This window comes from Phenylobacterium sp. (assembly GCF_030697925.1).
Lineage (GTDB): Bacteria > Pseudomonadota > Alphaproteobacteria > Caulobacterales > Caulobacteraceae > Phenylobacterium.
Genome location: NZ_JAUYOJ010000162.1, coordinates 23,106 through 35,123, shown reverse-complemented (window position 1 = coordinate 35,123; position 12,018 = coordinate 23,106). Strand labels below are relative to the sequence as shown.

The following is a 12,018-nucleotide window of genomic DNA, read 5'->3' as shown; positions in this document are numbered from 1 at the left end:
GGCTTGGTGAGCCTTTACCTCACCAACTACCTCATCCAACGCGGGCCGCTCCAATGGAGATAAATCTTTCCCCCGAAGGGCACATACGGTATTAGCTGAAGATTCCCTGCGTTGTTCCGTACCAAATGGCACGTTACCACGCGTTACTCACCCGTCCGCCACTGATCCCGAAGGATCCGTTCGACTTGCATGTAGTAGGCCTGCCGCCAGCGTTCGCTCTGAGCCAGGATCAAACTCTCAGGTTGAGATGACTCTGACTTCAATGTGTCAAACCCGGGCAGGGTTTGACTGGCATTGGTCTACTTAGTTCTTGACGAGTTCCCATTTACCTCGCGATCCGAAGATCGGTTGGTACATGGTATTGTCTTCAAGAGACCGCAGATTTAGTCAGCGTCGAGATAGTGTGGTTAGCACTATCGCCAGAGCGCCGCCGCCTGCGTTTCTCTTTCCAATTCAACGATGTCAAAGACCGAGACCGGCTTTCGCCCGCCCCACTGTTTAGCGCCGGTGGTCGGCGGAGGCGGCTATCTAGTGGCCGGCCTCTTTCGTGTCAATCGATCCTTTCGGACTTTTTCGCGCCGCCCAGGAAACCCGGAAATTTGGCGCAAAAATCACCGCGGGCCGCCGAGGGGCTTCCCTCATTTGTCCGTAGCGATTCGATTGAAGGCCGGAACCTAACGACCGAGGGAGAGAAAATCAAGGACTTTGTTCAAGTCCCTGGCTTGTCTCGCCGCCGGGGCGGTTCCGAAGAAGAGCGGCGTATCTAGTTGCCGGCCCCTCCCCTGTCAATCGGCTCTTTCGAGCTTTTCGAACCTGCCCGGAAAACTCCAGACCCGTCCGAAAAAACCTCCGCCAGTCTGCGCTGGAAGCTAGGCTGCCAGGCTCATGACGAAGATCCGATCGTCGCTCTTGGTTGGCCCGGTTCGGCTGCGATTTCAAGAGCTTGTGGCCCCGTCAGTCGCTTCCGTCCGGCCCGTCGTCCGAGCGAGGGGGGCTTCTACCCGCCACCCTTGGAGGGCGCAACCCCCTAGCGACAGAATGACGACATTTCCCGCTCTCAGCTTGTGGACAAGCCTGCGCCATCCTTTGTGGCGTAAGGCTGGGAGGCGTCCGGAGAATGTTGTCGCGAAAGGCCCGCTGCGGATTGCGCGGGCTCGTGCAGCTCGCCGGGGCGCAGGGGGCCCAGGTCAGTTCGGGCGAATTGGCCGCCCGAGAGGATGCTCCAGGCAAGTTCCTCGAGACGATTCTGCCGGAGCTGGCGCGCTACAAGGTGGTGATCAGCCGGCGCGGGAAGTTCGGCGGCCAAGTCCTGGCCCGCCCGGCCAGCGAGATCAGCTTCGCCGAGATCATCCGCATCATAGACTGCCCGCTGGCGCTCGCGCCCTGCGTCAGCCGCCTGTCGTTCCGCAAGTGCGACGACTGCCCCGACCTGGCGACATGTTCCCTACGCGAGGCCTTGCTGCGCGACGCGACGTCCGAGGTGTTGGAGGGCTATAGCCTGGAAGCCGCCGCCGCCTGCGAGGGCGCCGAGGTGTTCGGCGTTCCGGCCCGGCTGGTCTAGCCCGCCGCTATATAGGCCTTGAGACCGTCGGCCTCGGCCTCGACCTCGGTGATCTTCCACTTCACCAGGTCGCCGATGGAGACGATGCCCACCAGCCGCTCGCCTTCGCAGACAGGAAGGTGGCGGATCCGCCGGTCGGTCATCCGGCTCAACAGGGCGTTCACCGTCTCGTTCGGCTCGGCGAAATGCACGTCGCGGGTCATGCAGCTAGAGACCGGCTTGGCGAGCGCGCCAGCCCCCTCTTCCGCCAGGGCCCGGACCAGGTCGCGTTCGGAAACGATGCCGACCACCCGGTCGCTGTCCATCACCACCATCGCGCCCACCTTGCGCGAGTGCAGCAGGGCGCAGATCGCACCAACCGTCTCGCCAGGCGTGGCCGTGAAGACCAGATCACCCTTGGTCTTAAGGATCTGAGACACCAGCATCGGCGCGTACTCCCTATTCCCGAAGATCAGGGTCGCTCAGGACGCAGGCGAAATCAATGTTATCCGAGAGCTTCCTGAGTTGCGCGAGGCCCGCGCGCCAGCCGGCCGAACAGGTCGATGAGGAACAACCCAGCAAAATAGCCGAAGATGTGCGCTTCCCAGCCGACCTGAGCCGATCCCATGCCTGGGGCGAAGTTGATAAAGCCGAGGATCAGGTTCAGCACCACCCAGCTCAGGGTCATGCTGACCACCGGCGAACTGGTGAAGGGGCCGGGGGTCCCGCGCCCGCCCAGCAGCCGGGTCGCCCCGCCCACCAGGCCGGCCACCCCGCCTGACGCGCCTATAAGAAAGGTGCCGGGGCTCAGCCAGGCGTAGCCCAGGCACCCGATGGCGCCCGTCAGCAGATAGAAGAGCGCGAAGATCAGCACTCCGCGTGGCCGCATGCCGAAGTAGCGCGCCACGGGGGTCCCGAAGGCCAGGGCGAATCCGGCGTTCATCAGGGCGTGCGCCCAGTTGCCGTGCAGAAGCATGGAGGTGAACATCGTCTCCCAGCGTCCGCCGGCGAGCGCCATGGACGAGAAGGCGAAATAGCGGACCCCCAGGTCGCTCAGCAGCACGGACTGCAGCCCATAGCTCACCACGATCGACACGGTGACCAGCACGGCCGGCCATGGCGCGTTGAGAATCGGCTGGCGCGGCTCGTTCAATACGGATGCTCCCAACTCAGAATGGTGGCCGACACCAGTTTCCCTCATTGTTCTTAACCAAATCGCGAGGGTCTTGGCTTCTAGATGCCGGGTGACCGGATATGGCGCGCCCGCTTGCGCGCCGTCCGGCGCAGGTCTGTCGGTGCGGAGTCACTAGGTCAATGATCGAAGTTTTCCTCGCGGCTCAGCGTGGCGCATGGATCGCCGCGGGCCTCGCCGTCGGCCTGGCCGCGGCTCCGGCCTGCGCCCAATACATGTCCACCAACGCGGCGGACTTCAACGCCGGTTACGGCCGTGTCGCCGGATCGGAGAACCACCCGGTCGACTATGCGACCCGCGACGCCAACGGCAACCGGGTCATCGTCGACGGCATCATCATGACGGGCGAGGATCAGTCGAGCTTCGCCTTCGGCTCGGGCTCGGGCGCCGGCGGGTCCTATTCCGGCGTCGGTTCGCTGGGCGGCGGCTCCACGGCCATCGGCAATAACCTGGTGGTGGTCACCCAGGGCAACAACAACACGGTCATCGTCAATTCGAGCCAGACCAACAACGGCAATGTGACCGCGGGAACGCGCGTCAGCGGGGGCGTCGGCGACGATGATCAATAGGAGCAACCTCTTGCGTACGGTGGCGCTGCTTAGCGCCACGGCGCTCGGTCTCTCGGCGTGCGCCACGCCGATCGCTGGCCCCAGCGGCAACTACGCCCGCACGATCGGGACCGCGCCGGTGACGGTCAACCCGACTCCCTATTCCGCTGCCCTGGTCTGCATGGCCGGCTATGCGCGAAACGCCCGCATCGTCGCCCCGCGGATCGCCATCGGCCGCATCGCCGACTACACGGGCAAGTCCGAGTCCGACGGGTCGGGCCGCAAGATCACCCAGGGCGCCTCGCTGATGGCCATGTCGGCCTTCGCCAAGGCCGGCATGCCGCTGGTCGAACGCTTCGACACCTCGGTCTCCGAGCTGGAGCTGAAGTACGCCAACAACAAGCTGATCTCCGACGCTCCCAATCCCGCGCCGAACCAGGCGGCCGAGTATCGTCGGATCGTCGCCGGCCAGGTGCCCGGCTCCGACTTCTATGTGGCCGGCGGCGTCACCGAGCTGAACTACAACATCCGCTCGTCCGGCTTCGACGTGGCCGGCGGCGATGTCGACGCCACCGACGCCAAGGGCACGTTCCGCGGCCGCTTGTTCATCATGAACATCGGGCTCGACCTGAGGTTGATCAACACCCGCACGCTCGAGGTGGTCGACGTCATCTCCTATCAGAAGCAGGTCGTGGGCCGCGAAGTCGGCGTCGGTTTCTTCGACTTCCTCAATGGCAACGTCTTCGACATCTCGGCCGGCGCGGGCGCGCTGGAGCCGATGCAATTGGCCGTCCGTAGCCTGGTGGAACGCGCCGTGGTCGAGATGACCGCCAATCTCTACGGCATGCCCGGTCCGCAGGGCTGCCTGACCTCCGACCCGCTGGAAGGCTCCACCGTCGGCCTAACCGGCGGCTATGTGCCGGCCTACAACAACCTCGGGACCAACAATGGCCAGACTCGCGAAGACCCTTCTCGCTGGAGCTCTCGTCGCGATTCTGCCGTGCGGGGCCGCTACTAGTCAGACCCCGCCCAGCAGCGTCCTGAACAATCAGGTCCAGTTCGGCGACGTCTTTTCCCAGCAGACCATGAACGTCGTCGAGGTCACCGACTTCACGACGGCCGACACCAATGCGGTGGGCAACGCCTTCGAGGCGACCGCCGACGGCCAGGCCCTGGACGTCCGCTCCGACCAGGCCGCCAACGGCGATGTGGCCGCCGACACCCGGCTCAATGTCAGCGGCTATTCGGGCGACACGGTCACCGTGACCAACACCGCCACCGGCAACAGCGGCTTTGTCGGGTCCTATGACGGGACCGTGACCGCCGTCACCAACCAGAACACCGCCGCCACGGCGGCGATTTCCGGGAATAGCCGGATCAACGCCGCCGGCGGCTCGGCCGGCGATGTCGATTCCCTGAACCAGGCCACCGGCAACAGCCAGTCCTTCGGCCTCGAATACGCCTCGGCGGGCATCCGCGCCAACCAGACCAACGGCGCGACCGTCTCCACCGACGGCGGCGGCGACTACGCCTATGTCTCGGGCACGGCGAATTTCGCCGCCACCAGCACGGGCAACGATATCACCCTGGACGGCCAGGGCTCGGCCGCGGCCGTCATCGCCGGCCAGCTCAACGAGACCGACCGCATCCAGGCCAGTTCCTTCACCGGCTACGGCAGCGTCCAGACGGCCGCCACCCGCGCCACCGCCGCCGGCAACAACATCAACGCCGTCAACGAAGGCCCCCTGCTGGACGCCTATGCCGACCAACGCAACCAGGCCTATGTCCGCGCCGAGGCCCGCAACGCCGCCTCGGCCTACGGGACCAGCAGCGTCAACGCCTATGGCGTCGGCAACGCGCTCACCGCCGGCGATATCGGCGGCGAACTGATCCTCGACACGGTCCAGCTCAACGAGGGCGGCGGCATCGAGGCGGTGGCCAATTTCATCGGGACCGACGGCTACGACGCCACGGCCACCTCGACGGCCATGGGCAACTCGGTCACCGGCTACGCCTGCTCGGAATGCGAGGGCCGGATGAGCATCACCAACAGCCAGGTGAACCGCTCCGACGTCGGCGCCCAGAGCATCGTCAATGTGAGCGGCGGCGGTCGCTCGGCCAGCAGCGTCTCCACCGCCGTCGGCAACACCGCCACCTATTATGTAAGCCGCCCATCGGGCCAATGACGCCCTTATCGCGCCTTGCGAACGCCATATGGGGCGGCGCATGGTGAGCCTACCTTGCCCAAGCCGGATCCCTTGAACTTGATGATACGACCCACCGCGGTGACCGCGCTCGTCCTGGTCCTGGCCGCGCCCGGCTACGCTTCCGGCCTCCCCTTCCCTAAGTTCGGACTCGGCAAGGACCGTCCGGCCGCCGCCGCCAGCGCCAAGCCCAAGGCCGGCGAGTGGGCCCAGGCGCGCTCCGACATCGCTCCCGACCCGGACATCGCATTCGGCGCCCTGCCCAACGGCATGCGCTACGCGATCCGCAAGCAGCAGATCCCGCCCGGCCAGGCCGCCCTGCGGCTGCGCTTCGACGCTGGTTCCCTGATGGAGGGCGACAAGCAGCAGGGCATCGCCCACTTCCTGGAGCACATGGCCTTCAACGGCTCCAAGGCCGTGCCCGAAGGCGAAATGATCAAGATCCTGGAGCGGCTGGGCCTGGCCTTCGGCGCCGACACCAACGCCTCCACCGACTTCGACGAGACCACCTACAAGCTCGACCTGCCGCGCACCGATGACGAGACGGTCGACACCTCGCTGATGCTGCTGCGCGAGGCCGCCGGCAATCTGACCCTCGACCCCGCCGCCATCGACCGCGAACGCGGGGTGGTGCTGTCGGAAGAGCGCGCCCGGGATACGCCGTCCTACCGGGTCTACAAATCGCGCCTGGAATTCCTGCTGAAGGACCAGCGCCCGCCCACCCGCTACCCCATCGGTAAGGTTGAGGTCCTGCAGACCGCCCCGGCGGCCGAGTTCACAGACTTCTACAACCGCTACTATCGCCCTGAACGTGCGGTGCTTGTGGCGGTCGGCGACTTCGACGTCGCGGCCATGGAGGCCAAGATCAAGGCCCGATTCGGCGACTGGACCCCGGTGGGCCCCGCCGGCGCCGATCCCGACCTGGGCGCGCTCAAGTCTCGCAAAACCGAGGCGAAGCTGCTGGTCGAACCCGGCGCCCCGCTCCAGCTGCAGATGGCCTGGATGCGCCCCGATGACCGGGAAACCGACAATACCGCCAAGCGCAAGCGCGACCTGGTGCAGCAACTGGGCTTCTCGGTGCTGAACCGCCGCCTGCAGCGCCTGGCGCGTGGGACCCAGCCGCCATTCCTCGGCGCCGGCGCCTTCGAGAGCGACGAGTACGACGCCGCCGAGATAACCATGATGACGGTCAACGCCGAGCCGACCCGCTGGCGCGAGGCGCTCACCGCCGTCGAGCAGGAGCAGCGGCGCGGCGTGCAGTACGGCGTGCGCCAGGACGAGCTCGACCGCGAGATCGACGAATACCGGACCGCGCTCAAGGCTGACGCCGCCGGCGCGGCCACCCGGACCCCCGGCTCACTGGCTGGCGAGATCGTGGGTTCCCTGTCCGACGACGAGGTGGTGACCAATCCCGCCCAGGACCTCGCCCTGTTTGAGGCCACGGTGAAGGGGTTGAAGGCCGACGAGGTCTCCGCCGCGCTCAAGGCCGCCTTCAAGGGCGACGGTCCGCTGCTGTTCATGGCCTCGCCCAAGCCCGTCCAAGGCGGCGAGAGCGCCCTGGTCGCCGCGCTTGAGATCTCCCGCAAGGTGGCGGTGGCCGAGCCATCGATCCCGACCCAGGTCGCCTGGCCCTATGACAGCTTCGGAACCCCAGGCAAGGTCGCCGAGACCCGCGAGGCCGCCGATCTCGACACGGTCTTCGTGCGCTTCGAGAACGGCGTGCGCCTGACGGTCAAGCCGACCCGCTTCCAGGACGACGAGGTCCTGGTCCGGATCAATGTGGGGCGCGGCCGGATCGACCTGCCCAAGGATCGCCAGAACGTCGCCTGGGCCTCGGGGGCCTATGTCGAGGGCGGGCTCAAGCAGATCAGCGCCGAGGACATGGAGCAGGTGCTGGCCACCCGGGTCTATGGCGCCCAGTTCGGCATCGGCGACGACGCCTTCGTCTTTTCCGGCGCCACCCGGCCCGACGACCTCGACGTCCAGCTCCAGGTCCTGGCGGCCTACGCCTCCGAGCCCGGCTGGCGCGAACAGGCCTTCCAGCGGCTGAAGAGCAGCGGCAAGACCATCCACGACCAGTACGAGGCCACCGTTTCCGGCGTCGTCTCCCGCGACCTAGCCGGCCTGCTGCACGGCGGCGACGAGCGCTGGGTGTTCCCGTCCCGCGAGGAGATGGCCGACGCCAAGCTGGAAAGCTTCAAGGCCGAGGTCGCGCCTGCGCTGGCCAACGGCCAGATCGAGGTGGTGATCATCGGCGACACCACGGTGGAGAAGGCGACGGAGGCCGTGGCCCGCACCTTCGGCGCCATGCCCGCGCGCCCGGCGCCGGCTCCGCCGCCCACGGCCGAAATCGAGGTCGGTTTCCCGGCCGCCGTCGCTCAGCCGGTGATCCGCACCCACAAGGGCCGCGCTGACCAGGCCGTCGGCTATATCGCCTGGCGGACCAATGACTTCTTCGCCAATCCCCAGCGCGCCCGCGACACAGCGGTTCTGGGCGAGGTGCTGGAGCTGCGGCTGATCGAAGAGCTGCGCGAGGCCCAGGGCGCCACCTATTCTCCCAACGCCGCCTATAGCCACAGCTTCGTCTGGCCGGGCTGGGGCTATATCTCGGCCAGCGTCGAGGTGCCGCCCGACAAGCTGCCCGCCTTCTTCGCCGACGTGAAGAAGATCGCCACCGACCTGCGCACCAGGGAAATCAGTCCCGACGAACTGGCCCGAGCCAAGAAGCCGCGCCTGGAGCAAATCGATAAGGCCCGCGAGACCAACGGCTATTGGCTGCAGGAACTTTCCGGCGCCCAGGCCGATCCACGGCGCCTCGACGCCACGCGCGCCATGATACCCGGGACCGAGCGGGTCACCCCCGCCGACGTCAAGCGCGCCGCCGAGGCCGTTCTCAAGGACGAGACCATGTGGATGTTCGAGGTGAAGCCGGCGGGCGCCTAGCGCCCTGCCTCCCTCGAAATCGCGTCCAGGTCTTCGTCGAACTGGCGCGCGGCGATGATCGCCGTCCGCACCGACCGGGTGAAGAAGTCCCGCGGAACGGTGGCGAAGTCGTCGGTCGGCCGATGGTACTCGGCGTGGTCCTCCACGCCCAGATAGACCCACGGCACGCCAGCGTGGTGGAAGGCCGCGTGGTCCGACTGCTCGGTCCAGTCATCGTCGCCGGTCCAGGGCGGCCCGTCATGACCCTGTTTCAAGCTCACGGGGACCTTGCCCGCCAGTGCGGTCAATCGCGGTTTCAGCCAGGGGAAGTGATGGCCGCCCGAGGCATAGAGCTCGCCCTTGGCGTTCTTGCTCAGCATATCGAGATTGAGCGCCAGCGCGATCTTGGCCAGCGGAACCGGCGGCCTGGCCACGAAGGCGCCCGAGCCGCGATGCCCCACCTCCTCGGCGTCCACCACCGCGAAGATCACCCTATGCCGGGGCGGCGTCTCGGCGAGCGCCTCGGCGATGGCCAACAGGGCCGCAACCCCGGAGGCGTTGTCGTCCGCGCCATTATGTATCTCGCCCTTGCGGATGCCGAGGTGATCGTAGTGGGCGCTGATCACCAGCACCTGGTCGCTCTGCCCGGTTCCGGCGACCTGGCTGACCAGGTTCGTCCCCGTCCGGGTCTCGGTCCCGACCTGGAAGGCGAAGGGCTGTTCGAAGCTCCCATAGGCCGGCTTCAGCCCGATCTGCGCGAACCGCTTGAGGATGTGGGCCCGCGCCAGGGCCGAGCCCGGCGACCCCACGGCGCGACCGGCCATGGTGTCGGTCGACAGGATCTCGACATCCCGCAGCGCCTGTTCGCCGGCCGCCCAGGCCGGCGCGCCGACGAGCCCCGCCGCGGCCAGTGCGGCGGCCACCGCGATCTTGGAGAACCTGGACACGAAAACTCCCGGAAACGCCGTCTCCGGCCGACCATCGGGCGGTCGCGAAATATTCGCAAGCCGACGTTGAACCTCATGACTCGCGCTGCGTTCGGCTTTCGGGGGCGCCTCTTCCTTCAAGCCAGGAGCACAGCACCATGAGTCTCTTCGACTTTGCGCGTGAGGCGGGGGAAACCCTGCGCGAGAAGCTGTCCGGCAAGCCGGACGTCGACGCCCGGGAGCTGGCCACGGCCCTGCAGGAACACGGCGTCACCCTCAAAGACGGCCGCATCACCGTGGCGGACGAGACGGTCACCGTCACCGGCGAAGCCAACAACCAGCAGGAACGCGAACTCGCCGTGCTGGTGCTTGGCAACACCAAGGGCGTGGCCCGGGTCGACGACCAGATCACCCTGGCCGCCCAGCCTGCCGCCGCGGCGACGACCACAGCCGGCGAAGCGCCGCCAGCCCAGGCGACCTTCTATACGGTGAAGTCCGGCGACACCCTCTCGAAGATCGCACAGCAGCACTACGGCGACGCCAATCGCTATGGAGAGATCTTCGACGCCAATCGGCCGATGCTGAAGGATCCGGACAAGATCTATCCCGGCCAGGCCCTGCGCATCCCAGGTACGACGCGGCACTAGCCCAATGCGGGCGGGTGATTCACTGATGATCGGCCGCCCGCGACGGATTCAAGCCCATCGCCGGGGCGCTCGAACGATCGGCCAACTTCCGTAGCAACCTGTACGGAAGCACGACCATGCTCAACGCCACCGTCGCGGGATGCAGCACCAGCGGCGGCCATGGCTGCCTGCGCCTTCCGAAGCGGCCCAGGAGCCCGTCGAGCAGGCCCTCCCGCATCGACCTACGACCGTTGGAGTCACCTCGCCGCGCGCGCTGCAGCTCTTCATGGATCAGCGAGATCGGGCTCTCTCGCTCGCCGCTGATGGAAACGCGCCGTCGAAGCGCCAGAAAGCGATTCCGCGTCCTGTAGTATTTAGCGTTGTCGTTGCTGTCGGACGCGCTGCCTTCGTGCATGACGATGGAAGCCCCGTCGAGCACCAGGTTCCAGCCGCGCTGCCTGGCCGTGATGAACCAGTCCGCCTCTTCCCAGTAGAGAAAGTAGTCCTCGGGGAAAGGCCCCAGGGCGGCGAAGGCCTGCATCGACAGCGCGAAACCTGCGCCATGCAAGGTGCGCACGGGCCTGACGCCCGGCCGCACGACACTCGCCTGGCGCTCGGCGTGACTCTTGAAATGGAAATACTCGCCGTCAAACGTCACCCGCTTGCCGGCCTCCTGCAGGATGACGCTGCCGACGGCGGCGCAGTTCTCGCATGAGCGCAACGTCGCGACCGCCGATTCGACCGCGCCGGGCTGGGGGATGGCGTCATTGTTCAGGAGGTAGGCGGTGTCATAGCCCTCGCTCAGCACGACTCGAAGGGCGCGGTTGTAGCCGCTCGCCCATCCACCATTCTCCGGCAGCCGAAGCGTCCGGAGATGCGGGAATCGGGCCGCTGCCTCGGCGGTCCGATCGTCGTCGGAGCCGTTGTCCACAAGCCAGAGGTCGCTCAGGTACGGCTGCATCGTCTCGATGCCCGCGAACGTTTCGTCCCAGCGGTTGAAATTGAGGATCAACACGGGGACGCGCCGTGTTCGGGAGGAGGCGTCAGCCATCATCATGTCGCCGCTCCGTGGACGACCGGCTAGTAGACGGTCCCGCCGACCCCGCCGTCAAGGCTCATGCTGGTGGCGACCGAGGACTCGACGCGTTCTTCTTCCTCGCGATAGGCGGTGTAGCGCTCGACCTCGACGATGGTCAGGATCTTGATACCGGCGCCGAAGCGGCGCAGCAGCGAGCGCTCGTTGCAGTCGCGCGCGGGGGTCTGCCTGCGGCATTCCAGCTTGCCGTCGCGGCCGTGATAGAGGGCGTCGCCCTTGCGGCAGGCGAGCGTCTTGCCGCCCGAGAAATCGATCTTCTCGTTGTAGTCGGCGATGGTGGCCTGCAGCCAGGTGCCGGCGATGCAGCGATAAAGTTCGCCCTCGAAGCTCTGGTCGATCTCGCGATCGGGGCGGACCTGGGAGGCGGCGTGCGGGATTTGGCGCGCGTCGATGCAGACGGCCTGGATGACGACGCGGCGGATGCGCGTGCGGCTGGCCTCATAGGCCACCCGCTTCATGCGCTTGCCCTGTTCGACGTTCAGCTGGACCATGCCCGTGGCCATGGGCGGGGCGTAGCCGCCACCGCCTCCGCCGCCGCCGTAATAGACGGCCGCGCCGGCCAGGCCCGCGGCGCCGGCGCGCGAGCTGGCGTTGGCCACCGCGACATTCACGCTGGAGACATGGACATTGATATTGGGCGTGCGCGGGGTGTCGCAGCACGGGGTGACGGGCGGCGGGGCCGGCGGCGGCACGCAACAAGGCGGCTGGGGCGGCGGCGTGCAGCACGGCGGCGGGGCCGGCGGCTGGCAGCAGGGCGGCGGCGGGGCGCAGCATTGCGCCAGGGCGGTTTCCGGGGCGGCGGCGGTCAGCATCAACAGGCCGAAACCGAGCAGGAAGCCAAGAAGGGTCGTACGCGTCTTCATGGACGGCCCCTCCAAAGGCCCGCCGGAATCCCATCGTTGCGACGATTAGATCAGGCGCGGCTTAAGAATCTCTGAGTCCGTCAACCATGCCGCACCGGCCA

The 12,018-nt window shown here is 67.0% G+C and carries 11 protein-coding genes and 1 rRNA gene; 6 read left to right on the top strand and 6 right to left on the bottom strand.

Annotation, left to right across the window (positions count from 1 at the left end; genetic code table 11):
* A 16S ribosomal RNA gene (locus Q8Q88_RS15540) occupies positions 1–245 on the bottom strand; the annotation flags it as partial.
* A gap of 872 nt (positions 246–1,117) precedes the next feature.
* Between Q8Q88_RS15540 and Q8Q88_RS15535 the strand changes: the two genes are divergently transcribed.
* The gene (locus Q8Q88_RS15535) at positions 1,118–1,561 is read left to right on the top strand and encodes an Rrf2 family transcriptional regulator (protein ID WP_305676096.1); all 444 of its coding nucleotides are present in this window, start codon (positions 1,118–1,120) and stop codon (positions 1,559–1,561) included.
* On the opposite strand, the gene Q8Q88_RS15530 is transcribed toward Q8Q88_RS15535, so the two are convergent.
* Both Q8Q88_RS15530 and Q8Q88_RS15525 read right to left on the bottom strand, forming a co-directional pair.
* Complete coding sequence (locus Q8Q88_RS15530; protein WP_305676095.1) at positions 1,558–1,986, bottom strand: CBS domain-containing protein; 429 nt, start codon at positions 1,984–1,986, stop codon at positions 1,558–1,560. The two genes, Q8Q88_RS15535 and Q8Q88_RS15530, sit on opposite strands and share 4 nt — an antisense overlap.
* A 59-nt stretch (positions 1,987–2,045) precedes the next feature.
* On the bottom strand, positions 2,046–2,693 hold the full coding sequence (locus Q8Q88_RS15525; RefSeq protein WP_305676094.1) for a rhomboid family intramembrane serine protease: 648 nt from the start codon (positions 2,691–2,693) through the stop codon (positions 2,046–2,048).
* Positions 2,694–2,854: 161 nt separating this feature from the next.
* Between Q8Q88_RS15525 and hfaA the strand changes: the two genes are divergently transcribed.
* From hfaA to Q8Q88_RS15505, 4 genes are all read left to right on the top strand, one after another.
* Positions 2,855–3,301, top strand: a complete 447-nt coding sequence (gene hfaA / locus Q8Q88_RS15520; RefSeq protein WP_305676093.1) for a holdfast anchoring protein HfaA — start codon at positions 2,855–2,857, stop codon at positions 3,299–3,301.
* Positions 3,291–4,298: a holdfast anchoring protein HfaB gene (gene hfaB / locus Q8Q88_RS15515; RefSeq protein WP_305676092.1), complete on the top strand. Its 1,008-nt coding sequence runs from the start codon at positions 3,291–3,293 to the stop codon at positions 4,296–4,298. Before hfaA ends, hfaB begins: the two co-directional genes overlap by 11 nt.
* On the top strand, positions 4,228–5,466 hold the full coding sequence (gene hfaD / locus Q8Q88_RS15510) for a holdfast anchor protein HfaD (RefSeq protein WP_305676091.1): 1,239 nt from the start codon (positions 4,228–4,230) through the stop codon (positions 5,464–5,466). The genes hfaB and hfaD overlap by 71 nt, the downstream gene beginning before the upstream one ends.
* Before the next feature lie 81 nt (positions 5,467–5,547).
* On the top strand, positions 5,548–8,427 hold the full coding sequence (locus tag Q8Q88_RS15505) for a pitrilysin family protein (RefSeq protein ID WP_305676090.1): 2,880 nt from the start codon (positions 5,548–5,550) through the stop codon (positions 8,425–8,427).
* Here the strand turns inward: Q8Q88_RS15505 and Q8Q88_RS15500 are convergent.
* A complete protein-coding gene (locus tag Q8Q88_RS15500; protein WP_305676089.1) occupies positions 8,424–9,353 on the bottom strand; it encodes a M20/M25/M40 family metallo-hydrolase in 930 nt (309 codons plus the stop codon). The genes Q8Q88_RS15505 and Q8Q88_RS15500 overlap by 4 nt on opposite strands.
* 137 nt (positions 9,354–9,490) lie before the next feature.
* Here Q8Q88_RS15500 and lysM point away from each other — a divergent pair, with 137 nt between their 5' ends.
* On the top strand, positions 9,491–9,979 hold the full coding sequence (gene lysM, locus Q8Q88_RS15495) for a peptidoglycan-binding protein LysM (RefSeq protein WP_305676088.1): 489 nt from the start codon (positions 9,491–9,493) through the stop codon (positions 9,977–9,979).
* A 19-nt stretch (positions 9,980–9,998) separates the two neighbouring features.
* On the opposite strand, the gene Q8Q88_RS15490 is transcribed toward lysM, so the two are convergent.
* Complete coding sequence (locus Q8Q88_RS15490) at positions 9,999–11,015, bottom strand: glycosyltransferase family 2 protein (protein WP_305676087.1); 1,017 nt, start codon at positions 11,013–11,015, stop codon at positions 9,999–10,001.
* Positions 11,016–11,038: 23 nt separating this feature from the next.
* The gene (locus Q8Q88_RS15485; protein ID WP_305676086.1) at positions 11,039–11,917 is read right to left on the bottom strand and encodes a hypothetical protein; all 879 of its coding nucleotides are present in this window, start codon (positions 11,915–11,917) and stop codon (positions 11,039–11,041) included.
* Positions 11,918–12,018 lie beyond the last annotated feature (101 nt).